27 protein-coding genes are annotated in these 26,631 nt (G+C 57.8%); 9 read left to right on the top strand and 18 right to left on the bottom strand.

The features are described from left to right. Window positions 1-40 precede the first annotated feature (40 nt). Genes ACR0L4_RS06490 through ACR0L4_RS06475 form a run of 4 tightly spaced genes read right to left on the bottom strand, consistent with a single transcriptional unit; the run spans window position 41 to window position 3,882 of the window. Window positions 41-1,096, bottom strand: coding sequence for an ABC transporter substrate-binding protein (locus ACR0L4_RS06490; protein WP_480511500.1), 1,056 nt, complete (start codon window positions 1,094-1,096; stop codon window positions 41-43). Continuing rightward, window positions 1,093-2,208: an ABC transporter ATP-binding protein gene (locus tag ACR0L4_RS06485; RefSeq protein ID WP_480511498.1), complete on the bottom strand. Its 1,116-nt coding sequence runs from the start codon at window positions 2,206-2,208 to the stop codon at window positions 1,093-1,095. Before ACR0L4_RS06485 ends, ACR0L4_RS06490 begins: the two co-directional genes overlap by 4 nt. A 19-nt stretch (window positions 2,209-2,227) precedes the next feature. Beyond that, window positions 2,228-3,022, bottom strand: a complete 795-nt coding sequence (locus ACR0L4_RS06480; RefSeq protein WP_170750035.1) for an ABC transporter permease — start codon at window positions 3,020-3,022, stop codon at window positions 2,228-2,230. Then, a complete protein-coding gene (locus ACR0L4_RS06475) occupies window positions 3,019-3,882 on the bottom strand; it encodes an ABC transporter permease (protein WP_170750036.1) in 864 nt (287 codons plus the stop codon). The genes ACR0L4_RS06480 and ACR0L4_RS06475 overlap by 4 nt, the downstream gene beginning before the upstream one ends. A gap of 191 nt (window positions 3,883-4,073) precedes the next feature. On the opposite strand from ACR0L4_RS06475, the gene ACR0L4_RS06470 reads away from it, so the two are divergent. After that, window positions 4,074-4,715, top strand: a complete 642-nt coding sequence (locus ACR0L4_RS06470) for a TetR family transcriptional regulator C-terminal domain-containing protein (RefSeq protein ID WP_170750037.1) — start codon at window positions 4,074-4,076, stop codon at window positions 4,713-4,715. 359 nt (window positions 4,716-5,074) lie between these two features. Here ACR0L4_RS06470 and ACR0L4_RS06465 read toward each other — a convergent pair whose 3' ends face one another. The 9 genes from ACR0L4_RS06465 to ACR0L4_RS06425 all read right to left on the bottom strand — a co-directional run bounded on the left by ACR0L4_RS06465 (window position 5,075) and on the right by ACR0L4_RS06425 (window position 13,752). Beyond that, on the bottom strand, window positions 5,075-7,255 hold the full coding sequence (locus ACR0L4_RS06465) for a xanthine dehydrogenase family protein molybdopterin-binding subunit (protein WP_480511495.1): 2,181 nt from the start codon (window positions 7,253-7,255) through the stop codon (window positions 5,075-5,077). Window position 7,256: 1 nt separating this feature from the next. After that, window positions 7,257-7,709 carry a (2Fe-2S)-binding protein gene (locus tag ACR0L4_RS06460; protein WP_480511493.1) on the bottom strand — a complete coding sequence of 151 codons (453 nt, stop codon included), beginning with the start codon at window positions 7,707-7,709 and terminating at the stop codon, window positions 7,257-7,259. Continuing rightward, window positions 7,669-8,202 carry a hypothetical protein gene (locus ACR0L4_RS06455; protein ID WP_480511491.1) on the bottom strand — a complete coding sequence of 178 codons (534 nt, stop codon included), beginning with the start codon at window positions 8,200-8,202 and terminating at the stop codon, window positions 7,669-7,671. Before ACR0L4_RS06455 ends, ACR0L4_RS06460 begins: the two co-directional genes overlap by 41 nt. 56 nt (window positions 8,203-8,258) lie before the next feature. Then, window positions 8,259-9,869: an MFS transporter gene (locus tag ACR0L4_RS06450; RefSeq protein WP_480511489.1), complete on the bottom strand. Its 1,611-nt coding sequence runs from the start codon at window positions 9,867-9,869 to the stop codon at window positions 8,259-8,261. Continuing rightward, window positions 9,853-10,161: a GNAT family N-acetyltransferase gene (locus ACR0L4_RS06445; RefSeq protein ID WP_480511487.1), complete on the bottom strand. Its 309-nt coding sequence runs from the start codon at window positions 10,159-10,161 to the stop codon at window positions 9,853-9,855. Before ACR0L4_RS06445 ends, ACR0L4_RS06450 begins: the two co-directional genes overlap by 17 nt. Before the next feature lie 34 nt (window positions 10,162-10,195). Next, window positions 10,196-11,929, bottom strand: coding sequence for an amidohydrolase (locus ACR0L4_RS06440; protein WP_480511485.1), 1,734 nt, complete (start codon window positions 11,927-11,929; stop codon window positions 10,196-10,198). 129 nt (window positions 11,930-12,058) lie between these two features. Beyond that, window positions 12,059-12,709, bottom strand: a complete 651-nt coding sequence (locus ACR0L4_RS06435) for a hydrolase (protein ID WP_170750044.1) — start codon at window positions 12,707-12,709, stop codon at window positions 12,059-12,061. A gap of 30 nt (window positions 12,710-12,739) precedes the next feature. Further along, a complete protein-coding gene (locus ACR0L4_RS06430; RefSeq protein WP_170750045.1) occupies window positions 12,740-12,994 on the bottom strand; it encodes a DUF1427 family protein in 255 nt (84 codons plus the stop codon). Beyond that, window positions 12,991-13,752, bottom strand: a complete 762-nt coding sequence (locus tag ACR0L4_RS06425; protein ID WP_480511482.1) for a pirin family protein — start codon at window positions 13,750-13,752, stop codon at window positions 12,991-12,993. Before ACR0L4_RS06425 ends, ACR0L4_RS06430 begins: the two co-directional genes overlap by 4 nt. Window positions 13,753-13,865: 113 nt before the next feature. Here ACR0L4_RS06425 and ACR0L4_RS06420 point away from each other — a divergent pair, with 113 nt between their 5' ends. After that, window positions 13,866-14,840 carry a LysR family transcriptional regulator gene (locus ACR0L4_RS06420; RefSeq protein ID WP_170750047.1) on the top strand — a complete coding sequence of 325 codons (975 nt, stop codon included), beginning with the start codon at window positions 13,866-13,868 and terminating at the stop codon, window positions 14,838-14,840. Here ACR0L4_RS06420 and ACR0L4_RS06415 read toward each other — a convergent pair. After that, the gene (locus ACR0L4_RS06415; protein ID WP_170750048.1) at window positions 14,802-15,422 is read right to left on the bottom strand and encodes an alpha/beta hydrolase; all 621 of its coding nucleotides are present in this window, start codon (window positions 15,420-15,422) and stop codon (window positions 14,802-14,804) included. The two genes, ACR0L4_RS06420 and ACR0L4_RS06415, sit on opposite strands and share 39 nt — an antisense overlap. A gap of 14 nt (window positions 15,423-15,436) precedes the next feature. Then, entirely contained in the window at window positions 15,437-16,372 is a 936-nt protein-coding gene (locus tag ACR0L4_RS06410) for a VOC family protein (protein WP_480511479.1), read from the bottom strand. Window positions 16,373-16,479: 107 nt separating this feature from the next. On the opposite strand from ACR0L4_RS06410, the gene ACR0L4_RS06405 reads away from it, so the two are divergent. Further along, window positions 16,480-17,397 carry a LysR family transcriptional regulator gene (locus ACR0L4_RS06405; RefSeq protein ID WP_480511477.1) on the top strand — a complete coding sequence of 306 codons (918 nt, stop codon included), beginning with the start codon at window positions 16,480-16,482 and terminating at the stop codon, window positions 17,395-17,397. Window positions 17,398-17,632: 235 nt separating this feature from the next. Here ACR0L4_RS06405 and ACR0L4_RS06400 read toward each other — a convergent pair whose 3' ends face one another. Next, the gene (locus ACR0L4_RS06400) at window positions 17,633-18,274 is read right to left on the bottom strand and encodes a ribonuclease T2 family protein (RefSeq protein ID WP_480511475.1); all 642 of its coding nucleotides are present in this window, start codon (window positions 18,272-18,274) and stop codon (window positions 17,633-17,635) included. Between the two features lie 130 nt (window positions 18,275-18,404). On the opposite strand from ACR0L4_RS06400, the gene ACR0L4_RS06395 reads away from it, so the two are divergent. After that, window positions 18,405-19,169, top strand: coding sequence for a DUF1013 domain-containing protein (locus ACR0L4_RS06395; RefSeq protein WP_170750051.1), 765 nt, complete (start codon window positions 18,405-18,407; stop codon window positions 19,167-19,169). A 52-nt stretch (window positions 19,170-19,221) separates the two neighbouring features. Beyond that, window positions 19,222-19,611 (top strand): hypothetical protein, encoded by a 390-nt coding sequence (locus ACR0L4_RS06390; RefSeq protein WP_480511473.1) that lies wholly within the window; start codon window positions 19,222-19,224, stop codon window positions 19,609-19,611. A 55-nt stretch (window positions 19,612-19,666) separates the two neighbouring features. Here ACR0L4_RS06390 and ACR0L4_RS06385 read toward each other — a convergent pair whose 3' ends face one another. Next, entirely contained in the window at window positions 19,667-20,698 is a 1,032-nt protein-coding gene (locus tag ACR0L4_RS06385) for a permease (protein WP_480511469.1), read from the bottom strand. Then, window positions 20,691-20,999 carry an ArsR/SmtB family transcription factor gene (locus tag ACR0L4_RS06380; RefSeq protein WP_480511467.1) on the bottom strand — a complete coding sequence of 103 codons (309 nt, stop codon included), beginning with the start codon at window positions 20,997-20,999 and terminating at the stop codon, window positions 20,691-20,693. Before ACR0L4_RS06380 ends, ACR0L4_RS06385 begins: the two co-directional genes overlap by 8 nt. Window positions 21,000-21,129: 130 nt before the next feature. Between ACR0L4_RS06380 and pdxR the strand changes: the two genes are divergently transcribed. From pdxR to ACR0L4_RS06360, 4 genes are all read left to right on the top strand, one after another. After that, window positions 21,130-22,590 (top strand): MocR-like pyridoxine biosynthesis transcription factor PdxR, encoded by a 1,461-nt coding sequence (pdxR, locus tag ACR0L4_RS06375; RefSeq protein WP_170750055.1) that lies wholly within the window; start codon window positions 21,130-21,132, stop codon window positions 22,588-22,590. Between the two features lie 125 nt (window positions 22,591-22,715). Beyond that, complete coding sequence (gene xsc / locus ACR0L4_RS06370; protein WP_480511465.1) at window positions 22,716-24,491, top strand: sulfoacetaldehyde acetyltransferase; 1,776 nt, start codon at window positions 22,716-22,718, stop codon at window positions 24,489-24,491. Window positions 24,492-24,512: 21 nt separating this feature from the next. Next, window positions 24,513-25,520: a phosphate acetyltransferase gene (gene pta, locus ACR0L4_RS06365; RefSeq protein WP_480511463.1), complete on the top strand. Its 1,008-nt coding sequence runs from the start codon at window positions 24,513-24,515 to the stop codon at window positions 25,518-25,520. 57 nt (window positions 25,521-25,577) lie between these two features. After that, window positions 25,578-26,609 carry a YeiH family protein gene (locus ACR0L4_RS06360; protein WP_480511461.1) on the top strand — a complete coding sequence of 344 codons (1,032 nt, stop codon included), beginning with the start codon at window positions 25,578-25,580 and terminating at the stop codon, window positions 26,607-26,609. Window positions 26,610-26,631 lie beyond the last annotated feature (22 nt).

Genomic DNA, 26,631 nt, shown 5'->3' with positions numbered 1-26,631 from the left:
GTAACCTCCTGACCACTCACGACTTTGACAGTGGGTGGGCTTAGAAACCCGCTTTGATGCGCTCGAACTCCTTCAGCATCTTTGCTTCCAACTCGGGGTTGACCGCGTCGAAGAAAAGGCTGCCTTCAAAAAAGCTGTCAACGTCCGAGAACCCGTAAGTTTCGATCAACTCAGGATCGGCCTGCGCGAATGCGTCCTCGTTGGCATGGGCGTAGCCCCAGCTTTCGATGATGTACTTGCCGCTTTCAGCCGAGCTAAGCGCGTTGAGCATATCGTAGACCTGCTCATCTGATTGCTTTGAGGATTTCAGATGCACATAACCGCAGACCCAGGTGGCGATGCCTTTGTCTACATCCCGCATCATGACCGCCGGGGTTTCGTTCCAGATCAGGTTCAGTTCCGATTGGTTCCAGCCCCAACCCAATGTCACCTCGCCACTGGCAATCGCCTGATCCAGCTGGCCGGCATCAGACCAGTAGAAGCGCACATTGGGGTGAATTGCGCGCAGGTAGTCCGCTGCTTTCTGGAATTCCTCGTCGCTCATGTCGGTGTAGCTGGACGCGCCGGTCGCCAGCGCCGCCATGGCAAATGCGCTGGATGCAGCATCCGGAATGGCAACCTTGCCCTGATAGGCAGGATCCATCAGCAATTGTAGTGACACATCGTCCGCTGGAATCATGTCCGTGCGATAGATCAGGCCGGTATTGCCCCATTCAAAAGGCACCATGTAAGTCTGCCCGTCGATCGTGATGCCATCGACCTCCTTGATCTTGGGCATCAGCTTGTCCCAGTTCTCCAGCTTGCTGGTGTCGATCGGCTTGATCATGTCCGCCGCCACCCACTTTCTCAGGGCATCCGTGCAGGGATGGGCCAGGTCAGCCTCGAACCCCGACTGAAGCTTGGTGAACGCCTCTTCCACGCTGCCAAAATAGGTATAGCTGGGCGCGCCACCGTACTTTTCGACATAGCCGCCGTAAAACCCCTGATCCTCATATCCGGACCAGTCAAAAATTGTCAGATCAGCCGCATTGGACAGTGCTTGGCTGGCGGTAAAGGTGGCAACCACGGCTGCCAAAAATGATGTTGCTTTGTTCATTTGTCTCCTCCCAAAGAGTCACGTTTACCCAAATCGATCACCGAGGCGCTTTGAACGCCAAGCCAAACGGTATCCCCGCGGCTGTGATCAACTGTGTGAAAGTAGTTTGGCACCGCGACAGCGATGCTATCGGGCAACTCATCGATGCGCACATAGTAGTGGACGCTTTCACCGTAGAAGGCGACGTCCGTCACGACGCCCTGAACACAAGCATCATAGCCGTCGGGCTTTTCTGCGCTGATCTCCAATTGCTCGGGTCTAACGCCGACCAGCAGGTCCTTGTCATGCACCTGTACGTTGGGGTTCACCCCGATCGTCATTTGCCCGAAGCCCAGAACATCCACCTCCAGCGATTCTGAGTTCTCGGCTGTGATTTCGGCATCCAGGAAGTTCATTCCACCGATGAAAGAGGCCACTTCGCGATTGCAGGGTTGGGAATACAGAACCTCGGGTTTGTCGACCTGCTTGAGCTGCCCGGCGAACATGACGCCGATGCGGTCTGACATGGTCATGGCCTCATATTGGTCATGCGTGACCATCACGAAAGTGATGCCAAGCTTTTGTTGCAGGCGGCGCATTTCAAGCTGCATCGCTTCGCGCAGGTTCTTGTCCAACGCCGACAACGGTTCGTCCAGCAGCAACACTTTTGGCCTCATGACCAGAGCACGGGCCAGCGCCACGCGTTGGCGCTGACCGCCGGACAACTCGTTGGCCTTGCGGTCTTGCAAGCCGCCCAGCTCAACCATCTCAAGCGCTTCGGCAACGCGTTCCTTGATTTCCTTCCGCGAGAGCTTTGTCTTGCGCAAGCCAAAGCCCACATTGTCACCCACATTCAGGTGCGGAAAGATTGCATAGCTTTGGAACACCATATTGGTCGGCCGCTTGTTGGCCGGAACCTCGCCCATTGTGCGACCATCAATCCGAATTTCGCCCTCTTCGTGATCCTGGAACCCCGCGATGATGCGCAATGCCGTTGTCTTTCCGCAGCCCGACGGCCCAAGCAGCGAAAAGAACTCACCCTCTTTCAAGGTCAGGTTCAGATCAGATACAGCCACAAAGGAACCAAAGCGTTTTTCGACGCCCTGAATTTCGATGATGTTCTGTTCGCTCATCTTACTCTTTCCTTTGGCTTCAATCTGAGGATTGGATGGAACGGCGACGGAAGTATTCAGCTATCAACAGCAGCAGGACCGAGGACATCAAAAGCAGCGACCCCAGCGCCAACGTGTTGGGCAACTTTGCCGGGAAGCGGATCTGGCTCCAGATATAGACCGGCAGTGTCGGGCTGTTCCCGGACAGGAAGAAGGCCAGCACGAACTCGTCAAAGGACACGGTGAACGTGACCAGAAGGCTGGCGATGATGCCCGGTGCGACGATTGGCAGAGTAACGCGCCGAAAGGTTCCCACCACGCTCTCACCCAGATCGAAGGCGGCCTCTTCCAACGATTGATCAAAATCGTCAAAGGCGGATTTCATGATCGAAACCGCGAAGGGCAGCGCCACAAACACATGCCCAAGGATCACCGTTGTAAGCGACGGCTTCAATCCGATGCTGATGAACAGAACCAGCATCGAACTGGCAACGATGATGCCGGGGATGACCAGAGGCAGCATCACCAGACCCTCGGACAATTCCCGACCCGTGAATCTGTACCGAACATAGGCGCGTGCTGCGAACAGTCCCAACGACGTGGCCATCACGGCAGTCACGCTGCCGACGATCAGCGAGTTCACCATGGCTTGCAAGAGCGTGTCTTGCTGACCCAACTGCGCGTACCACTTCCACGTGAACCCCTTTAGAGGAAAGGCCACGATGGTTCCGTCATTGAACGAAAACAACGGCAAAAGCAGAACAGGCAGGTACAGAAAAACAAGATAGGCGATCGCATAGACAAGCAACCATGGGATACGAATTGCCTTGGTCATCGGATCCTCCGCCCCAGTGCGGTGACGACAACCACGAAAAGAACAGCAACGCAGCCGACCGAAAGCATGGCAAGCAGAGACAGGGTTGCACCCAAAGGCCAGTTATTGGCAGCGCCAAACTGCACCTGGATCAAGTTGGCCACCATTTTGCCCTGCGACCCACCGACCAGGGCCGGCGTGACATAATCGCCCACAGTGGGGATGAAAATGATCAGACAGGCCGCGATGATCCCAGGCACCGTCAGGGGCAACGTCACACGGACAAACCTTTCCAGCTTGCTGCACCCCAGGTCTGTCGCGGCCTCTAGCAGGCTGCGGTCGATCTTTTGCAATGACACATAGATCGGCAAGATCGCAAACGGCGCCCAGGCATGCGCAAGCGTAAGCACAACGGCGAACTCGTTATAGAGCAGAAATGTCAGCGGCTCCTGTATCAATCCAAGTGAGATCAGCGCAGAGTTCATCACCCCATTGAAGCCGAGGATCAGCTTCCAGCTGAACACACGCAGCAGGTAGCTGCTCCAAAAGGGAATGGTGATCAGCAGTAGCCAGAGCGTTTTTTTCTGTGTTCGAAATGCGATGAAGTAGGCAATCGGATAGGCCAGACAGACCGTCGCCAATGTCACCGCACCCGCAATTGCAACCGACCGGATCATCAAGTGCCGAACCAGGGGATCGGTAAACGCCTCTTGGTAGTTCGCCCAAGTCAGAGTGCGGTCAATCTCGACATAGGTCTGGGTCCAAAAGCTGTAGGCGACAAGAATACAAAGAGGCACAGCAACAAGCAGACCGACATAGAGCGTCGCAGGAGCGCTCAGTGCCAGGCCCTTGCCCGTTTCACTTCGGATAACTGCAGCCATGCTTCCCTGCTGACCTTTGCTTTCGGTGGCGCGACAATTCCCATCACAAAATGGACAATCGTCCATTTAAATCTGGAATCTTCGAGCCAGTTGTGTCAACTGATATTTTCAGAACCAAAAGCTGGCCAATTTCACCAAGGCCATTGGAAGGCAGCGCAAGATGCTGAAAACAAACGGAACCGTCTGATCAAATGACTGGAAAGCGCCAACAGATACGTGAAAGAAACCGCCTGTCACTGATTGAGGCCGTACTCGACTCGGTGGCAGAAAAAGGGATTTCTGAGACCTCGGTGAGTGAAATCATTCAACGCGCTGAGTTGTCCCGCGGCATGATTCACCTTCACTTCGGCGGCAAGGACAACCTCGTGGACGAAGCGGCCCGCCACTCGTCTGAGCAATACTACAACGGCATCTATGCCTTGCTGGAAACGACCGGGCAATCTGGTCAGGAACATATCGAGATGATTGTTCGGGGTGACTTGGGCGAAGCCATCCTGAACAAGAAAAATGTTTCGATCTGGTACGCATTTCGCGGCGAAGCCAGAAACAGAGCGGCTATCGCGGCCTTCTCGGATACACGCGACGCAAAGCTTCGGAATCTGGTCTTCAACGCCTTCGTACGAATTGCGAAAGAAGCCGGCATCGAACACCCCAATCAGGTTGCCCGAGACGCTACACATGGCACGCTCGCCATGTTGGAAGGCATGTGGACCGACTACCTGCTCCACCCGGATTCATTTGATCGCAGCGAGGCGATGAGAATTGTCTTTCGCTTTCTAAGTGCGATGTTCCCCAGTCACTTTGACCTTAGCGGCGCCCTGTCACGCCAGTGACAAATGCGACCAAGCATCTGTCCCGTCACTTCGGAATGAAACAACTTTCAACCGTCAAACAAAAACTGGTTGCCGTGGCGCAGGCATTGGGATTTGGCTCAAACGCAAAGCGCTCCGCACCCATCGGATGCTTGTCGGTACCGCAACAAAAGCCGAAGGGGGTTGAATACCGATCTATCGTGAACCGCCCATAGTTTGAGAGAACGGTTCGCTGTTCCTGTGGCCTGTTCAGCCGATCCACATCAGACCATCTGATAACATCATGGCGAAGGTAAATCCTATCCTGACCGAAGGAAAAGTTCGGAGGCCGCTCTCTAACCCAATACGACACGCCCATCGGATTTGTCGATGAATGACATTCAAGACTCGAGTACAGCCCCGATGCGATCCGGCGTAAAGGGCATGTGACGCAGACGCTTGTTTTGCGCTGCGTGAAATGCGTTTGCAATCGCCGCTGGCACCATCGGAGTACCAACTTCACCGACGCCGACGGGTGGCGCATCAACCTCAGCAAGATATATTTCGATTTTAGGCACCTGCGATGCACGGGTGATCTCGTAGTCCCAGAAATTGTTTTGAACAACCTCACCGTTTTCGATGTCGATCTTCTCACTGAGAGCCATTGAAATACCGAATACAATCCCGCCTTCAATCTGATTGAGCGCGTTATCCGGTGTGACGATCAGACCTGCATCAACGGCGGCCCAGAAATTGGTGACCCGGATTGCTCGGCTTTCGGCGTCAACTTCAACTTCGGCGACACCTGCGGCCATGGACGAACTGTAGCCTGCGAATGAAAGCCCCAGACTACGGTTGCCTCGATTGCGCCAGTCGGACATTTCAGCCACTTTTTCGAGAAGATGACGCCCACGCGGGTTTTCCGAGACAAGATCCAATCGGAAATCCAACGGGTCCCGCCCAGCCTGTTCCGCCAATTCATCCATAAAGCACTCAACGGCAAATGCGGTATACGAGGCCCCGATGCCGCGATAAGGAGCAAGGCGTGCGTGCCGGTCCATGATGAGGTGATCGGCTCGGAAATCCCGGATCCCGTAGAATTTACTCTCGGCGCCACGCATCGAAATCACATCGTTCGGGTTCACCGCGTCCCACCGTAGCGGGTTGAAGAACCCGATGACCGTGGGCGTGGCGACCTTGTGATACCACCCATCCAGTTTGCCATCCGCGGTCAATCCGGCCTCAAGCTTTTGGGCGGCCGCAGGGCGAAAAGTCCCCTGCTTGACGTCATCTTCGCGCGGCCAGATCACTTTGACCGGACGTCCAATAGCCTTGGAACACAGCACCGCGTCGCGCACATAGTTCTGCATCAGGACTGTGCGTCGCCCAAAGCCGCCGCCCATCGTCATCATATTCAGACGAACGTTTTCGACGGGAATACCCAGCACCTCGGATACGGTGCGCGCCGTCCAGGATTGGGTTTGCGTGCCCGCCCAAACCTCTGCACCTTGTCCGTCTGCGTCTACGTCGGCGACAGCCGCCATCGGCTCAATCTGGGCGTGATACGCATAGTCTGACAGGTACAGCTGTGAAAATTGGCGATCCGCATTTGCAATAGCCGTTCGGGCGTCGCCGGTCTCGGCCCAGATCGCGCCTGACGCGTCTGGAGCGCTGGCAGCAGCGGCATATTCGGCCAGTGTCTCTTCGCTGTTGGAGCTCCGGAATGGTGAGGTGGTGGACCATTCGGCCTCAAGCAATCCCCGCGCACCCAAGGCAGACCAGAGGCTTTCGGCAACGACAGCAACGCCGTCCGGTACGGTCACGATATCTATCACGCCAGATACATCGCGCGCTGCGGAATCGTTGATCACAAGGGGTACTTCGTCTTCCACCGGCGCGCGCAAGACAGCCGCATAGGCCATGTCGGGCACTTCGACATCAATCGCGTATTCGGCCTGCCCCGTGCTTTTGGCTGGGACGTCTCGACGGGGCAGGTCTTTCCCGATGATCCGGAACTGGGAGGGGGCTTTCAAAGGCACGGTTTCAGGGTCAGGCACAGCTAGGCCTGTGGAACCGAGAGCCGCCAGTTCACCATACCCGGCCTGTTGGCCATTGGGGCCTAAAACAACACTTGGTTCGGTCCTAAGGCTGGCTTTGTCCACACCCCATTCGCGCGCTGCGATTTGCAGCAACACGTCCCGCGCCTGTGCGCCCGCCTTGCGCAGCGGATCAAAGTAAAACTGCGTACCAGTGCTTCCGGCTGTATACAAAACACCGCCAAAAAGCTGATTTCCAAAGCGCCGGTCATCGGCATTCAGCTGCTCGATCTCTACGTCCTCCCAAGCAGCGTCCAATTCTTCAGCCAAAATCTGTGGCAGCGTGGAATAACTGCTTTGTCCCATTTCGGTCGAGGGGAAGACGATCCGGATGCTTCCGTCGGCCCGTATCGTCAACCAGTGATTGACGTCCAGCGTGCCAACTGCGGCCTCAGCCCGGACAGATGAGATCCCTCCCGCACCGATGAAAAATGTCAGTCCAGCAGCGCCTTGTAGAAACCCTCGGCGGTTTATGGTCATGGTCATCTCAAACCTCCTTGGCTGCGCGTTCTATGGCTTTGAAAATTCGGTTGTAGGTCCCGCAACGACAGAGGTTCGCGCTCATCTCATTGACGATTTCCTCTCTGGTCGGAGACGGGTTGTCCGCCAAAAGCGCCGCTGCGCGCATGATCTGGCCCGACTGGCAATAGCCGCATTGCGCAACCTGCTCTTCGATCCACGCCTTTTGAACAGGGTGCGAGCCGTCTTCGGACAATCCTTCGATCGTTGTGACACTGGTGTCTTGCACATCGCTTACCGACATCTGGCAGGCAAAAGCTGCGATGCCATCCACATGCACCGTGCAGGCCCCGCACATGGCAGCACCGCATCCGTATTTCGTTCCTTTGAGTTTGAGCGTGTCCCGAAGGACCAGCAAAAGCATTTCGTCAGGGGAGGTATCAACCTCTACGGGTCGGCCGTTCAACTCGAATTTGATCATTTGGAACAATCCTTGTGATGCCTGATGTTGATGGTGTTTTGTAGAAAGCAAAGCGGCATGGCTCGGGCAGTGAGTAGCCCTTGCCTATGCCTGGGTTCTTCTCGGGCGTGACAGGGACTTGCATTCCCGGAAGCAAACCCTGACGACGGTTTTCAAGATCCGCCTGTACTCGGATATTGCCGCTTTGATCCTTGATGCAAACTTGCAATCCCGTCAGCCAGACCGCTTGCTGTAGAACATCGGCATTCTCTGACTTGATGCTAAAACGGTTAAGATCTGAGAACGCGTCTGGTCGAGCGCCATTGCTGTCCTGCTTCGCGGCCAATGGCGTGGGAGGGACCTCAAACACAACGCGCAGACGGCTACGGTTGACGATCTGAAAAAGCGGTGGATCGCCTGCGCGTTTGAACGCTTCGATACGGCCGGAATATACTATCAGGTCAGCCGAAGCCTGGCGTGGTTCATGAAACGCAAGCAAGGCTACAAAGGCCATGATACATAGGCAGCGACCCTTTGAGACCCACGCTGGAACCATATCAAGCGCCCCCTTCATGGTGCGATCAGATGGCGGACCACGGGGCCGCTTTCGCGGATGTCGAAGACTGCGACGCTCTGTTGAAGGTCCTCGTCCTGGCGCGACACCCGCGCGTGCTGGGCCAGATGTTCTTCCCACGACGAAACCATGAAGGCTTCGACCCATAGCTCAGGGTCTTCGGCACTTTGGAAGATACGCCAATCGTAGGCTCCGTCGCGCCAGCGCTCGCCCGACCATTCCCGGATCGCGGACAGGAAGGCGGCTTCGTCCTGAGGTCGGATGCGATATTCTACTTCGACCATGACCGGACCGCGCGACGACAACCCGTCATCGGCCAATGCAACTTGCGGCGCAGGCCAATGCATCGAGGGTGTCAGGTCCAGGTCTTCGCCTTGTCCCAGCCGGAATTTGCGTGTCAATGCCAAGCCGACGATCAACCCGCCCGCCGCAACCAGCAGCGTGGTCGACACAGAAGTCGCCGTGGCAACCTGACCCCATATTGCTGACCCAAAGGCCATCGACCCAAAGAAGACCATCAGATTCACGGCCAACCCACGGGCCCGCACCCAATTTGGCAGCGCCGTCTGCGCCGAAACGTTGAACGTGGTCAGAACGGCGATCCAGCTAAAGCCACCCAGCAACGCAGCGACATAGGCCATCAGAGGCGTAGTCGCCGTCGCAAGAATAGCCATAGCTACAGCGGTGCCGAGCGTGCCGCCAGCTGCAGCGGTAGTCGCATCGAGCTTGGCGCGAAACTTCGGAAGTGCCAGAGCCCCCACAACAGCCCCGGCACCGATCAGGGTAAAAAGCATCCCGTACAACGTGGCCCCGCCGCCTTCGATTTTCCGAACAACCAGCGGCAACAGCGCCCAATACGCGGATGCAAAGATGAAGAAGGCAAAGGACCGGATCAAAGTGGCCTTTAGCGGACCGTTATGCGCAACGTGCCGCATACCGGTCATCATCGCGTTGAAGACAGGCTGCGATGTCTTTGTCCCGCCATCTTGGTTCTTCCAGATCAGCAAAGCAGCAATGATCACGATATTGCTGACCGCATTGACCGCAAACGGGGCTGACAGGCTGACCGATGCAATCAAAACCCCAGCCAAGGCAGGACCTATGGCGCGGCTGATATTGATGCCCATGGAATTCAACGCGATGGCAGGCTGCAATGCCTCGCGCGGCACCAGCGTGGGAACGATCGCTTGCCAGGCCGGAGCCATGAAGGCCGTGCCGGTTCCGATCGCAAGGGTGAACAGAATCAGCAGCGCGGGCGTGACCAGTTCAAGCTGGACCAGCACTGTAAGTATCGAAACCAGCGCCAGCAGCACCAAGTTCACCGTGATCAACAGTTTGCGTTTATCAAGCCGATCCGCCAGCGTTCCGGCGTACAAGGCAAAGACGAACACTGGCAGGGTTGTTGCCGCCTGCACCAACGAAACCACCGCAGGAGAAGAGTTGAGTGTCGTCATCAGCCACCCTGCGCCCACATCGTGCATCCAGGTGCCGACATTGGAGATCAAAGTCGCTGTCCATAGCAGTGCAAACGCGCGGAACCTGAACGGGACCCAGGCCGAGTTTGACGATGCGGGCGCGGGCTTTGCAGCACTACCACTGGATGACATCAACCAACTCCTCGCGATTTCTTTCCGCGTAGGTCCGCAGGAACGGGCAAAGCCGCACGATGCGCTGACCCTTATCGCGCGCGTCCTTAACCAGCTGCGCCACCAATGCCCGCGCCAAGCCTTGCCCACGCAGTTCTTCGGGAACAAATGTATGGTCGGCGATGACAAGACTGGGCGTGATTTTCGACAATGTCAGTTCCGCCCCGCTCACAATCCCGGAAACAGACGCGCCATAGCGCCCTTTCGTGTCGCTTTCGCTGTAGGTGATCCTTAGGCTTTGGTTGTCCAACATGAGAGTTCTCCTGAGATCGAGAGCGCATGTGCCGCTATTCGGCGGCAAGGCTGCCTTTGCCCTGTGCCGATGCACCGGGCGCACCAAAGATTGGGACAGGCGACCAATCTGGAAGTTCCGGCAATGGGGCCGGCGCGTGGGCGGCAAAACGGCCCTTGGCGTGCACAACCTTGCCGCCGGTCAGTGTCAGGTCGGCCTCGATCTCGGTGATCTCATCCTCGGCGATCGAGAAATAATCCCGGTCGAGCACGGCGATATCCGCCCATTGCCCCGCCTTGATTTGACCTTTCTTTCCCGCTTCCCGGCTGAACCAAGCTCCGGCGGCGGTCCAATGACGCAGCGCGTCGTGCCGATCCAAACGGTTCGCCGCACTCCAGATGACGTCTCCGCCACGGCCCTTGCCAGAAACGGCCCAGTGAATGGCCAACCACGGGTTATAAGACGACACCCGCGTCGCATCCGTGCCAGCTGCGAGCGGCACGCCCGAGGCCATCATCTTCTTGACCGGCATGACGTCGCGCAGGGCGTCTTCACCGTAGCGGTCGCGATAGGCTGTTGTCTGAAAGGCGATGCGGTTTTGATAGCTGATACCTCCGCCCAGGCGGGCGATCCACTCCATAGTGGATTCCGAGATCGTCTCGCCGTGATCGAAGATCCAGTTCAGCTCTTCCAGCCCTTTGTCACGCCCAACCTCTTCAATCAGGCTCAGCAACCGGTGGGCGCTTTCTTCATAGGTGCAGTGGAAGCGGATCGGCCACCGATTGTCGAACAGAAACTCGAGTACGGGCCTCAGATCCACCTCCATGCGCTTGGGAAGGTCCGGACGCGGGTAGCTGAAGTCTTCGAAATCATAGGCCGAGGCGACCAGCATTTCGCCCGCGCCAACGCATTTCAGGAACTCGTTGCCAGCATCCGGTTTGACGATGTCATTCCAGCGTTTGAAATCGTCCAGTTCGAACATCGGACGCTGCGCAAAAAGCTGATAGCCGATGCGCACCGTCTGTTCGCCGCGTTTGTTCAATTCGGTCAGGACACCGTAATCGTCCGGATAGTTCAGGAACCCGCCCGCGCAGTCCAGCGCCGAAGTCAGCCCAAGACCATTCAGCGCCTTGAAATAGTGCTTGGTCGAGGTGACTTGCTGTTCGAAATCCAGCTTGGGAGCCATGTCCAGTAACGCATAAAGCGGCTGCGCGTTGGGGCGCGCCATAGCCAGGCCGGTCGGGTTGCCCTGATCGTCCCGCTCCAATCGTCCTGAAACGAAGGGTTCGTAAAAGTGCTTGTCGATCCCGATCGCGCGCAGGGCGGCTTTGTTCAACCAGGCCCGATCATACAGGTGCAACACATAAACGGGTACGTCCGGCGCAACAGCATTGATCTCGTCGATCGTTGGCAGGCGCCTTTCGGCAAATTGATCGACAGACCACCCACCGACCACGCGTATCCATTGACCGGTGGGCGTGCGTTCGGCCTGCGCTTTCAGCATGCGTAACCCGTCAGCAAGAGACGGAACGGTGTCCCAGCGCAACTCCATTGCGAAGTTGTTGCCCTGCCGGATGATATGCGTATGGCTGTCGATCAGACCCGGAATCACACGCTGACCGCCCAGATCAATGGTCTGCGTTTCAGGTCCCGCGAGACCGAGTAGGTCCTTGTCTGTTCCGACGGCAGCAATCTGATCCCCCGAAATTGCCACGGCCGTTGCTTCGGGCATTTCGGGATCCATTGTCGTGATCTTCCCGTTGAAGAGTATCCTGTCAGGGGTGGCCATGGTGTGCATCCTTTGGCAAAGCGGGTTTGTCCCGCGCCCGCTGAACGGGCACGGATTGGCGGCTGCTGAAAGAGCCTGCTCGACTTGATGGGGAGGAATGAAGGACCCAAGCAGGCGTAGTGTGACAGATTATTCCGCTGCGATACCTGCTTCTGAGGCGTGCTCACCCAAAGCCCATTTCGAGAAACGAACCTGGATGCCGTAAGGCGTGTGCGTTTTCAGGATATCCATGACACCGTCATAGGTTTCACCACGGGCCCAGTCCTGCTGGAGTTCGAAAATAAACTGCAGTGCATTCATCGGAACCGCACCAGCCTGAACCAGACGGTCCATTGCGCGCTCGTGGGCTTCGGGCGTGACGTCGCCACATGCGTCTGCCGGGACATAAACTTCATAGCCTTCACGCAACAGATCGAGTGTGGGGAACATGACACAGGCTTCGGTCCAAAGACCGGCCAGTACGATCTTTTTGCGGTCAGTTGCGGCGACCGCGTTGCGGAAATTCTCATCAACCCACGAGTTGATCGATGTGCGGTCGATAACCTCCTGATCGGGGAAAAGCTCGGTCACTTCTGGCATGAACGGGCCCGAGAAACTGTCTTTTGCAACGGTTGAAATCACAGTCGGCAAGCCAAACAGCTTCGCGCCTTTTGCTAGGATCTGAACGTTGTGCATCACCGACAGACGATCATGGCTTTCCACGCCCTGAAACATCGCGGGCTGAAAGTCGATCAGCACAAGGGCCGCATTCTCGGGCGTGATCATTTCATGTTTCGACATTTGACTTCTCCGTTGTTGCGTTTGGTGAGGTTAAAGTGTTTCGGTTTTGGTTGGTTCGGGGGTCTTTTCCGGCTGGGTCACGGCGAAGGATTTCAGATGCAGCGCCTGTGACACGACGTCGGAATGCCCTCTGATCCATTGCACAGCGGCTTCCCCGGCGAGCATGCCCAAAAGCCCCAAAAGGGCGATGATTGGCGGGGCCGGACTGCGTACTGCGATCAGGCCGTAGATGACGCCAATCCCCAGGCCCGCCGCGAGCGAAAGGAGGTAAGGTTGCCATGTCAAAGGGTGTCTCCTTGCAGATCCGGTTCGGGTGATTTGACATCGGGGTCGTCCGGTTTCTTGAATGCTGCAAGGCTTGGCATGTCGAACACCAGAGCGGCCCCGTCAGTGTGCCAATGCAGCGTGACCTGTTCGAAGAGCGGAAGCTGAAGGCCGTCACCCGCACTTAGCCGTTCGCGCTCGGCATAGGCGAGGCCATCCAGAAGATGTACGAAGTGGTCGCTCGCTCCATCTGGCACAAGCGTCAGCGTTTGTCCTTCGGTGAACCGGCGAAGCGTCAGGCGTGTCTTTGATCTCAACGGGATTAAGGGGTGCGCTGCAGCCGGCCCCGCAAGCAGCACGTCATCGCCATCGGGAATCGCGGATTGTGTATATGACGGCGCGCCGCCCAATTGATCCGGAATCAGCCAGATTTGCAGGAACTTTGCCGCCTCGGATGCAGAAGCGTTGTACTCGGAATGGCGCACACCTGTACCGGCCGACATCCCCTGCACTTCGCCGGCGCGAATGATGGCGATGTTGCCCTGATCATCCTGGTGACGCAGCTGCCCGTCCAGAACCAGCGTCAGAATATCCATGTCGGAATGATCATGTGCAGCAAAGCCACCGCCCGGGATCAAACTGTCTTCGTTGATTACACGCAGATTTGCAAACCCCATGCGGGCTGGGTCCTGGAACTGACCGAACGAAAACGTATGATGGCTGTCCAGCCATCCGTTTTGCGTGCGCCCTCGCGAGGCTTTTTCGTGAATCTTGATCATTTCACACGGTTCCAGGTTTTGTTGTCCATTGATGTGGTGCGCAGTTTGAACTCGACAAAGCAGAAGTTCTGCGGCTATGCATTAGCCAGGCTAAACTATAGTTTTGGACTGACATGCCTCTGTCTCGGTTGCCTTCCCTGCTAAGCTTGCGTGCCTTTGAGGCTGCGGCCCGGCGTGGATCGATCAAGGAGGCGGCTTTTGAGCTGTCGGTCACACCCGGCGCTGTCAGTCAGCAAATCAAAGCGCTGGAAGCCGACCTTGGAGTACCGTTGTTTGTGCGCAAGACCCGCGCGATCCATCTGACACCAGAAGGGCAACGCCTGCAGCCAACGATCAGTGAAGCGTTCCTGCAAATTCGTCAGATTGTCGACGAGGTCCGCCCAAAGTCTGCGCCCAAACTGCGTATTAGTTCCAGCAACGCGTTGATCAGCAAGTGGCTTTTGCCAAGGCTGCACAAATTCACCAGGAACCATCCCGATGTTCAGGTTCACATCGAATCCGAACATCCCCAAAACACCGGAATGAATCCGCGGGCCGATATCGAAATTCGATACGCGAGTGAGCCACCCGAGGACCGATACGCGCTGTTGCTTCACCGCGAACTGATGCTGGTTGTCGCCAGTCCTGGTGTGTTGGACACTTTCGGCATAAGGGCCCCAGCCGATGTTAAGGCCGCGCAGGTTCTGTACGATACAACGCCGATGCTGGCCGGATCGGTCCCCAGCTGGGACCTTTGGGCGCAACATGCCGGACTGCCGGGCGCAGTCGATCCTTCGAAAGCCATGAAATTCGAAAGACCTCCGGGCGGCCAGATTGTTGACGCCGCCATCGCAGGCGCGGGAATTGCGCTGTGTGGCTCGCTGCTGGTGTATTCCGCACTTGCGGACGGGCGCCTTGTCTGTCCATTTGGTCCGGTGGTGGAAACCGGTCTCAGCTATTTCATATGTTGCCACCCGGGTCGCGAGCACGAAGAACATATTTATGAGTTCATGTCCTGGGCCCGCAAAGAAGCCGCCGTTCTGTCGACGTTGAATGCACTGCTTGACCATTCAGCCAACGTTGGTGCCCTCGCCAAAGTGGAAAGCTAGGGCCGTCAACTCAGAATTGCGCAGTTCGTGACCCCCTTCGTGAATCTCGGACGAGACCTTGGCGTCGTTCTCGGCTAGCCACGTAATAAAGCGGTCCGTCATCGGCCAGGGTGTGATCGGATCGCGTCGCCCGGCCGTCACCAGGACATTCCGCCCTGCTAGCTTCGGATTGGCTTCCGGCTCCCAGGTCACCATCGGGTGCAATAGCCCTACCCGCTCGAACAGGTCTGGGCGTTTTAGAAAGACCGCAGCCAATATGTTCGCCCCGTTCGAATATCCGAAGCCATAGACCGGGCTGCCGGGATAGGCCGCACGGTGTGCTTCGACAAACGCACTCATCTTTTCCGTCGCACGCCTCAGGTCTTCCATGTCGTAGACGCCCTCGGCAGTGCGGCGAAAAAACCGCGCCGCACCCATTTCTGAAACGTCTCCGCGCGGCGAGACGACGCCCCCGCCATCTACAAGCTGCCCTGCAAGCTCGAACAGCTGGTGCTCGTCCCCTCCGGTGCCATGAAAGGCAAAGACCAGCGGACGGGAAACTTGCGGCGCTTTTACGAGAGTCTTGTAGAGATCTTTGGACATTTCAGCCTCCGTCCTCAAGCCGCGAGTGTGGGCAAGAGCCCTTCGATCTTGTCGCGGAATGGCTCGTACCGAGCGGGCAACTTGAGCGCTTCACCCAGATGTGCGGTATCCTCATCCCGATCAAAGCCGGGCTCATTTGTGGCAATCTCGAACAACACACCCCCCGGCGTACGGAAATAGATCGCCCAGAAATAGTCGCGGTCGATGACCGGAGTGACCTGATAGCCTGTATCCAGCAGGGCCTGACGAACACGCAGTTGAGCTGCGCGATCCTCAACAGCAAACGCGATATGATGAACTGAGCCCGCGCCCTGCGCGGCGGTTGGGGCACACGAGGACAATTGCTGCAGATCGATTGTGTCTGCGGCGTTGCCCCCTTCGATGACATAGCGCGTCACGTCACCTTCTGTTTCGGCCTTCTGGTAGCCCATGAAACAAAGCAGCTCACCTGTCGCATCAATGTCCGTCAGTGCGAACCGTGCGCCACGGAATCCCAGGATCCCCGCATCATCGGAAATGCCGCCTTGGGTCCACGCCGTCCGATCGCGGGCGTCCGACTCGACCAATGCGAAGCTGTCACCATCAGGACCGACAAAAGACAGGCGCTTTTCTCCAAAGGTGATGTGTTCGCTAAGCCCTGCCACACCCTTGGAGGCAAGATGCGCGCGCCAAAAGGCAATGCCGCCTGAGGGTATCGCAAACTCGGTCACACCGACCTCTCCTGCACCGCGACGTCCCTTGGGCATCTGGCCGAACGGAAAATAGGTCATGACCGAGCCCGGCGTGCCGACCTCATCCCCATAGTACAGATGGTACACATCCGGCGCGTCGAAATTGACTGTCTGTTTCACCCGGCGCAGGCCAAGTGTATTTGTAAAGAAAGCGTTGTTTGTGTTGGCGTCTGCAGCCATCGATGTAACGTGGTGCAATCCCTTGATGTCTTTGATCATGTCGCGCTCCTTGGCGTGTGTTCGACGTGTTTCAAAGATGGCGCTTTGGCTGTTTACTTTAATGGACAAGAATGTAGGTTTATTATTGACGAAAACGGAATTATTGGATGGAGATGATCGAGCTTAAACCCATCCGTGTCCTACGCGCCGTATCCGACCTCAAAAGCTTTTCTTTGGCGGCCCGGGAATTGCACATCGCGCCGGCATCCGCGACACGCATCATCGCACAGCTTGAGAAGGATCTGGGCACCCAACTACTGGTGCGCACGACACGGCAAGTTTCGCTGACCAGCGCCGGAGCAACCGTTCTTGCCCGGTATCGACCGTTGTTGGAAGGGTTCGAAGAGGTCACGCGAAGTCTTCAACGGGCCCATCAGCCCGACAGGGGCCATCTGCGACTTACCGCGCCGGTTTCGCTGGGCGTTGCGCTGCTGCCGCAAGTGATTTCGGGATTTCGACTGGCCTATCCGAACATTTCGGTCGAGATCAACTTCACCGACACCCTGCTGGATGTGATCGAGGAAAACTGCGACCTTGCCGTTCGCGTATCGGGCCCGCCGACCGACAAATCGACGATCTGGCGCAAACTGTGCGAAGTCCCACGGCAGATGATCGCGTCGCCGTTGCTGTTTGAACGCATTGCCAAACCCGATCATCCGCGCGATCTGAACCCGGAATTCCTGATGTCCTACAGCTCCAAAGGCCGTTCCGAGACATGGGAGCTTTCGCATGCTGGGGGGCCCACGACTGTGCAGGCAGGCCAACAGGTTATCTCCAACAACGGAGATTTCCTCTACGCTCTTGCTGTCGGAGGAGACGGTATCTGTATCCTGCCTGATTTTATCACCAATCCGGGGCTGGGAACCGGCGAAGTCATTCGCGTTTTGCCGGACTGGTCGGTTACATCGCTGTGGCTGACACTATACTATCCGCCTTACGAGCAATTGCCGCCCGTAGTTGGCACATTTGCCGAGTATTTTGAGAGGTTTGTGCAGGATCACCCAGACTTGGACACCAATGAATAGGTCTGCTCTGGATCGAAATGAGGTTGATTTGTGGCCCGGTCAAATTGGTCCATGTCTCCTTTGGTATGTTCGACCTGTCAATCAAGGTAGTCTTTGCAATCATACCGTTTCTTCACCGACCCCAATTCCTAACCATTATCGTTTGCAACCCCGTTGGTGAGGTCGTCATAGCGATTGATCTGAACGGAACGGCAAAAGCTTTAGAATACGCCCGCGAACGCCAAAGCGGCGACCTTTAGCGGATAGGGTCGAACAACGCGCCCTTGGCCGTGCAGTCGCGGACTACGTCCCGACCGCAGGGCACGGGGTCAAGGTTGCGGGACAGACACACGCGGACCTCTTCGATGTACCCCTGTTTGCAGGTCACAGTGATCATGTCGCGCTCCAGCGTGGGATTGGCCTTTAGAAAGGCCTCTTCCACCACAGAAGCCGGCAGTTTGACTGTTGCATCCAGTTTGCGGAACACCTGAGGGCGCTCGACACGGCCATAGGCCTCGCGTGACAGGTCCAGATAGTCGCGCGCGGACAGGCCCGAGCAGGTGCCATGCTTTTTCCACTGGTGCCATGCAAGACCTGCGCTGCCCTGTATGTCTTCCATTGTGCGGGTCATGGCGCGGGACGGCGGCGCCTCGGTCGTGCGGCAGTAAGAGGGCCAGCCCTGATGGAATTGCGGCCAAAGTCCGTGCAAAATCCACCCATGATCATGCCGGGCGTCGCATTGGTCAGACCCACGCGCATCACCCTCGCGGGCGCACCAGTTGGGCGACCAGCTGAGCGACAGGACATAATAGTCGAATTTTCCGGCCTTTTCGCCCTCGGCCAGTGCGGCCACAGCGGCAAGAACCACGAAAACAAACCCCAAAAACCCTTGGCGCATTCACCTCTTCCCTTCTTGCCCTGACGCGACTATATACGGGCCAAGTTCCCCGACAACGGAAACCTGCCCCAAGATCACGGGGCCGCCGAATTCCGGCGACGGGACAGATGTATGCATAGGAGACGGGCTGATGGCAAAACCGCTTATGGCCAAGGCAACCGCCGTATGGCTGGTGGATAACACCACGATCAGCTTCAAGCAGATCGCGGATTTCGTAGGAATGCACGAGTTGGAAGTGCAGGGCATTGCCGACGGCGATGTGGCCACTGGCGTGAAAGGGTTCGACCCGATCGCAAACAACCAGCTAACCCAGGACGAGATCGAAACGGCGCAGAACAACCCGCTGCATAAACTGAAGCTCAAGTTCAATCCCTCTGCCGCTGGCGAGGAAAAGCGTCGCGGCCCGCGTTATACACCGCTGTCCAAGCGCCAGGACCGTCCGAATTCGATCCTGTGGCTGGTCAAGTTTCACCCCGAGCTGAGCGACGGCCAGATTGCCAAGCTGGTTGGCACCACAAAGCCGACCATTCAGTCGATCCGCGAGCGCACCCACTGGAACATCAGCAATATGCAGCCGATCGACCCGGTTGCTTTGGGCCTGTGCAAACAGTCCGAACTTGATACCGTTGTCCAGAAGGCCGCCGCGAAGAAGGCGGCTGAGGGTGGCGTCATGAGCGATGATGAACGTCGCAAGCTGGTCTCGACCGAGCAGTCACTTGAGATGGATGCGGCTCCAAAGATTCCGACAGCGATTGAAGGCCTCGAAACATTCTCGCTGTCCGATGAGCCAGAAGACGAGAAAGAAGACAGTGATCCAATCGTGGACGCAGACAGCTTCTTCAACCTGCCAAAAGGCGGTGGAGATGAGGAAGAAGACGAAGATCCGCGGACTTGATCCGGTTCAAGCTCGGGTCTGAACGGGCCGGGGCATTGCTTTGGGAACCCTCATGCTGAGCGTTTTGTCTACAGTTTTTGGCCCGCACCGCGCCGTGTCGATCTATGCCTTCCTGAAAACCTGGGGGTTGGGTCTGGCCGCTGGTGTGGTGATGGTGGTTATCGTCGGAAGTCTGTTCCTGCTTGGGGATGATGGTGAGCACGAGCATCATTCGTTCATGACGGTTCCGGTCCTGTCCGCAACCGCCATCAACGGAGATCTGAAGAACGGGGTTATTGCGTCGGTTCGACTGCCGGACGGCACTGCCACATCAATCACTTCGACCGAGGCTCCTGTCTCTCAGACCGTGGGCACCAGCGCCTGTGTTGAGAAACGGGTTTATGTGGAAAGCGGGGAACCGAGATACCGGTTCAAGCTACCGCGATTCTGCGAAACAGGCTGAACTGATTTCAACAACGTTTGAAACCGCCCGGTGCATGCGCCGGGCGGTTTTCGTTTCAAAGCATCTGAAAGACGATCCCGGCGACTATCGCGCCTCCGACTCCAAGGCTAAGATAGGTGGCAAAGACACGCGGTTTCACCAGCGACCAGACCGCCGCCATGGCGGGGATCGAACTGACGGCACCGGCCACCATAAAGGACATCGCGGCCCCTGCGGTCATCCCCTGCTCCATCAATCCCGCCAGAAGCGGTGGCGCGACATAGGAGTTCAGGTACGCAGGCATCCCGACCAGCGCAGCGACGACGATAGGCAGGACGCCTTCACCACCAACGACTCGGGCAATCAGGTCGGCAGGAACATAGCTGACCAGCAGTGCCTCAAGCACATAGGCAAGCGCCAACCATTTCAGCAGGAAGATGCCGTTGTGTACGAACTCGGCGCGGAACCGTTGGCGACGGTCCGGCTCCTGCCAGAATTTCCAGACCGGTTTATCGTCCATCTTCGGACCACAGCCACAGCATCCGGCGGGTTTGTATTCCCGCAAGGGCTGGGCGAATGCACCGCTGCGGGTCAGGAACCGGACAGCAAACCCACCAAACAGACCCAAAGCAACCGCCGCAACGGCTTTGCCGATGGCAAAGGGCCAACCCAAGGCGCCTGCCGTGATCAACAAGGTCGGCGGATCGATCAGCGGCGAGCTGAGCCAGAATGCCATCACGGCAGAAAGCGGCGCGCCCAGCGCCAGCAGCCCGGCGATGAACGGAATGACCTCGCAGGAACAAAACGGTGCCAGCCCCCCGAACAAGGCCGCCAGAAAGATCATTCGGGTTTCACGCCCCTCAAAAGCGCGCGCCACCATGACCTCGGCCCCGGTGGCCTTGAGATAGGACAGCAACAGAACAGCAAACAGGATGTACTGTCCCGTATGTGCAAGCGCCTTACCGGCGAACACAATGACCTCAAGCCAGTTTCCCGGATCCAGGATCGCCACAAGCGCCAGGATCGCAACGATGAGGGCCCAGGGCGTCTTGATCAGGTCAAGCGCGGCCCGGGCCGAGAGTTTCGGGTTTTGTGTCAAGTCAGCCATCGTTTGCGGCCTTTTCTACTGCGTCAGCACAGCATTCGCTGAGGATGAAATCCGCAAGATTTCGCAATTCGTCAAAACTGGCGCGGTTGATCGTGCTGCGTCCGATTTTCTCTTGCTCGACCACACCACCAGCGGCCAGAAACCGCAGATGGTGGGCAAGGGTTGATGGCGCGATGCCGGTTCGTGTTTGGATTTCGCCAACGGTCAAACCTGCCTCGCCAGCCCGTACTAGTGTTTTCAGAACCTTCAGCCGAGCCTCGGACCCCATGGCCGAAAACCCCGCAGCGGCTGTTTCCCACATCTGATATCTCCATTAAACTAATTTTCTAGTTATTTAGTTTATTCTATACCCCCCGTCAAGCAGCCAAATAAATTGCGGCAGATCGTTAAGTCCAGATTGCCCCATGCTTAAGGCCAACCTATAAACGCGTATGGCGATCTCGGTTGAAACTTTCTTTCTTGAACTCAACGGACAGGGCACTCTGCAGGCACAAATCCAGCAGATGATCGCCGAGGGCATTCTGTCCGGCCGCTTTCACATCGGGGAAAAGCTGCCATCCTCGCGCAAGCTGGCGGCTCATCTGGGGGTCAGCCGGATCACGGTCACGCTGGCCTATACCGAGCTTTTGGCCAATGACTATCTGACGGCTAAAGGACGGTCCGGTTATTATGTGTCCGAGAACGCGCCCGTGCCGCCAAAATACACGCCGGTTCAACGCAACGAGGAAACCATTGATTGGGACAGCGCGCTGGCACGCCGGTTTTCGGATGGAGATACGCTGACCAAACCCGCAGACTGGCGTGACTATCGTTACCCGTTCATCTACGGACAAGCCGACAGAACCCTGTTCGATCATGCGAACTGGCGGCTCTGCGCGGTTCGGGCCCTTGGGCACAAAGACTTCGCCTCGCTAACCGCCGACTACGTGGATCAGGACGACCCGTTGCTGGTCGAATTCATCGCCCGCCACACCTTGCCCCGCCGCGGTATCGCAGCCCGGCCCGAAGAGATCCTGATCACCATGGGGGCGCAGAATGCGCTGTGGCTGGCCTCGCGCGTGTTGCTGACCCACAATCGAACCGCGGTGATCGAGGACCCCTGTTATTACGCCCTGCGCAGCCTTTTGGCCCATTGGGATTGTGATGTGACCGCCCTACCCGTTGATCGGAACGGTTTGCCCCCGGATCAATTGCCTGAAAACACAGACGTTATTTTCACCACCCCCAGCCATCAAAGTCCGACCACTGCGACCATGCCCATTGCGCGCAGGGATAAACTGCTGGAACGTGCACGCGATTTGGACGCGATGGTTGTCGAGGATGACTACGAGTTTGAAATGGCGTTTCTGGGTGCACCTTCACCGGCGCTGAAGTCGATGGACCGAGATGGGCGTGTGATCTATGTCGGCAGCTTCTCAAAATCGCTCTTCCCCGGATTGCGGCTGGGCTACATGGTCGGGTCCGAGCCATTTATCCGCGAAGCCCGCGCCCTGCGGTCTCTGGTGTTGCGCCACCCGCCCGGACATATTCAGCGCACAGCTGCCTATTTCCTGTCGCTGGGCCACTACGACGCTCAGATCAGACGGATGTCCAAAGTTCTCGCAGGACGGCGCGAAACGCTCGACAAGGCTGTTGAACACCATGGCCTGACCGTTGCCGGGCGGGGCATCATGGGCGGGTCTTCCCTGTGGATGTCAGCGCCCCCGCATGTCGATACCACCTTGCTTGCCCAAAAGCTGCAGGGTCAAAGCGTGCATATCGAACCTGGCCTGCCCTTCTTCTCGGGGCCCGATCAGCCGCAGAACTTCTACCGCCTCGGATATTCTTCGATTCAGGAGGATCGCATCGAGCCGGGGGTGAAGCTGATCGCCGATGCAATTCGAACCAGCTAGCGGTCGACTGGACATAATCCGCGCAGCTTTCTGGACCTAACGTCGCCCTGCCCTATAGGTCAAAACCAATGACAAAGGCGGGGCAGCGTGCCCGGCCATCCCTCACCAGCGCGGAGATCAGTCATATGAAAATGACCACAGAAGAAGCTTTTGTTAAGGTTCTGCAGATGCATGGGATCGAACACGCGTTTGGAATCATTGGCTCGGCCATGATGCCAATCTCGGATCTGTTCCCGAAAGCAGGAATCATGTTCTGGGACTGCGCCCACGAAGGCAGCGCCGGCATGATGGCTGATGGCTACACCCGCGCCACCGGCAAGATGTCGATGATGATCGCCCAGAACGGCCCCGGCATCACCAACTTCGTGACCGCAGTCAAGACCGCCTACTGGAACCACACCCCGCTGCTGCTGGTCACACCTCAGGCAGCAAACAAAACCATCGGTCAGGGTGGCTTCCAGGAAGTCGAGCAGATGAAGCTGTTCGAGGACATGGTCGCCTATCAGGAAGAAGTCCGCGACCCGACCCGCGTCGCCGAGGTTCTGACACGCGTGATCGCCCAGGCCAAGCGCCTGTCCGGTCCGGCACAGCTGAACATTCCGCGCGACTTCTGGACTCAGGTCGTCGACATCGAAATCCCCGAGCCGATCGAATTCGAACGCAGCCCGGGCGGTGAAAACTCGGTGGCCAAAGCCGCAGAGATCCTGTCGACCGCCAAGAACCCTGTCATCCTGAACGGTGCCGGTGTGGTGCTGTCCGAGGGTGGTATCGAAGCCTCGATCGCACTGGCCGAGCGTCTGGATGCACCGGTCTGCGTGGGCTACCAGCACAATGACGCCTTCCCCGGCAATCACCCGCTGTTTGCCGGCCCGCTGGGCTATAACGGCTCAAAAGCCGGGATGGAACTGATCAAGGAGGCCGACGTGGTACTGGCCCTTGGCACCCGGCTGAACCCGTTCTCGACCCTGCCCGGCTATGGCATGAGCTACTGGCCCGAAGACGCCACCATCATTCAGGTCGACATCAACCCTGACCGGATTGGCCTGACCAAAAAGGTCACCGTGGGCATCGTGGGCGACTCGGCCAAGGTGGCAAACGGCATCCTGCGCCAGCTGTCCGACGATGCGGGCAATGCCGGTCGCGAGACGCGCAAAGCCAACATCGCGCAGAAGAAATCCGCCTGGGCGCAGGAGCTGACCTCGCTGACCCATGAGCAGGACGATCCCGGCACCAGCTGGAACGAACGTGCCCGCGCAGCCAAGCCGGACTGGATGAGCCCCCGCATGGCGTGGCGCGCGATCCAGCAGGCGCTGCCGCGCGAGGCGATCATCTCGTCCGATATCGGCAACAACTGCGCCATCGGCAACGCCTATCCCGACTTTGACGAAGGCCGCAAATACCTGGCGCCCGGCCTGTTCGGCCCCTGCGGCTATGGCCTGCCCGCCATCGTCGGCGCCAAGATCGGCCAACCAGACGTGCCGGTTGTCGGCTTCGCTGGGGACGGCGCCTTTGGCATCGCGGTGAACGAGCTGACGGCAATCGGTCGCTCTGAATGGCCTGCGGTAACGCAGATCGTCTTCCGCAACTACCAGTGGGGCGCGGAAAAGCGGAACTCGACCCTGTGGTTCGACGACAACTTTGTCGGCACCGAGTTGGATACCCAGGTCTCCTATGCCGGTATCGCACAGGCTTGCGGCCTGAAAGGCGTCGTGGCCCGCACGCAAGACGAGCTGACTGCGGCCCTGAACCAGGCCATCGAGGATCAGAAGAACGGTATCACCACCCTGATCGAAGCGATGATCAACCAGGAGCTGGGTGAACCCTTCCGCCGCGACGCGATGAAAAAGCCTGTGGCGGTTGCCGGTATCTCTGCCGACGACATGCACGCGCAAGCCGTCTAAGCGGAACCGGAGCCAGCGCGCATGACACAAACACCCGTTGAGCTGTTGCGTCAGCGCGCTCCGGCCACCCGGCCCGTGATTTCTCTATGCGAAGGCAGTGATCCCCGCGTTGTCGCGGGGGCGCTGGCCGCACAAAAGGCCGATCTGGTCGATGTTATTCTGGTTGGACCGCAAGCCGATGTAGAAGCCGCCCTGAAAGATCAGGGGGCCACTCCGTCAAGCGGCATCGCAGTCCATGACCCCTCAACCTCGGATTTGACCGAGGAATTTGCCCAGACCTTTTTCGAACTGCGTCAGCACAAGGGTGTCGATCACGCAAAAGCCCGCGCCGCCGCTGAAACGGTATCCGTCTATGCCGCCATGCTGGTACGCAGTGGCCGTGCTTCGGGCACGGTCGGTGGCGCTGTTCACACCACTGGCGAGATTGTCCGCGCTGCTATCCAGGTGATCGGCATGGCCCCCAATGCCGGGATGGTGTCGTCCTTCTTCCTGATGTACCCGCCGGACAACGCGCAACCCGGCGCGCGGGCCATGCTCTATTCCGACTGCGGCCTCGTCATTGATCCGACCGCAGCAGAACTCAGCAAGATCGCTGTCGCCTCGGCCAACTCTGCCCAAACGCTTTTGCAGGTCGATCCAAAGCTTGCGATGCTCAGCTTTTCCACCAAGGGCAGCGCCAAACACCCGGATGTCGACAAGGTGATCGAGGCGACTGACATTCTCCACCAGATCGCACCCGAGCTGGAGGTCGATGGCGAACTGCAATTCGACGCCGCCTTTGTGCCATCGGTGGGTGCCCGCAAATCCCCCGGATCATCGGTGGCCGGTCAGGCCAATGTGATGATCTTCCCCAATCTGGATGCGGGCAATATCAGCTACAAGATCACCCAGCGGATCGGCGGGTATACGGCCATCGGCCCGGTCTTGCAGGGTCTTGCGAGGCCCGCCAATGACCTGTCCCGCGGATGCAGCGCCGAAGACGTGACGCAGATGATTGCCGTCACCGCGCTGCAATCGCTGATCTCTTGATACTTGGATCATGGCCTCTGGTCGGGGGCTTGATCCACACATGCAAAGGACCAACAAATGGCCTCCGCTGAAACAGCATTGCCGTCAATCAACGCACGCCTCAAAGAGCGTGTCCGGGTGCTGTTTCCTGGCGTTATGGTGGCCATTACCGTTGCTGTCGCGGCCAAGTTCCTGTCCGAGCACTACGCTACGCCAGCCATGCTGTTGGCGCTATTGCTGGGTATTGCTGTCAGCTTTCTCGGAGAAGAAGGCAAAACCGTCGAAGGCATCGGATTTGCAGCGAAATCCCTGCTGAGACTTGGCGTTGCCCTGCTGGGTGTGCGGGTTTCGATGAGCCTGATGCTGGGGCTGGGCTGGGATCTGATCGCGCTGGTGGTAGGTGGTGTGCTTTTGACAATCGCCTTTGGACTGCTGATCGCGCGGTTTTTCGGACACAAGTGGCGATTTGCCTTTCTGACCGCCGGGTCAGTCGCGATTTGCGGTGCCTCGGCAGCGATGGCAATCAGCGCCATCCTCCCAAAGGACGAACGCTCGGAAGAACGGCTGATTTTTACGGTGCTCGGTGTCACCGTGCTGTCGACCATCGCGATGATCGCCTATCCAATTCTGGTTCGGGCCTTGGGAATGAACGACGTGGCAGGGGGCGTCTTTCTGGGCGGCACCATCCACGATGTGGCACAGGTGGTCGGCGCAGGGTTTTCCGTTTCTGAACAGACGGGCGATACGGCGACATTGGTGAAACTGTTCCGCGTTGCCATGCTTGCTCCGGTTGTCCTGGTGGCCTCGTTGATCATACGGGGCGTGGCAGAAATGGATGAAAGCGGCAAGCGCCCGCCAATCCTGCCGGGCTTTGTCTTGGGGTTTCTGGTTCTCGCTACGGCCAGCTCATTCGGCCTTATCCCGCAGTTCATCACCGATCTGCTCAGCCAGGCCTCGCGCTGGCTTCTGCTGATCGCCATCGCCGCGGTCGGGATGAAGACCAACCTGAAACAGGTGCTTTCGGTCGGCGGTGCCGCGATTGCCCTGATCATCGTGGAAACTCTTTTTATTGCAGGAGTTATCCTTGCCGGAATAACATTCCTAACCTGATCCGCCGCCCCGACAGAAGGAC

It is taken from the genome of Ruegeria sp. AB5, from assembly GCF_056542645.1.
The sequence above is the reverse complement of the archived record's forward strand: the minus strand, read 5'-3'. Positions and strand labels throughout refer to the sequence as shown.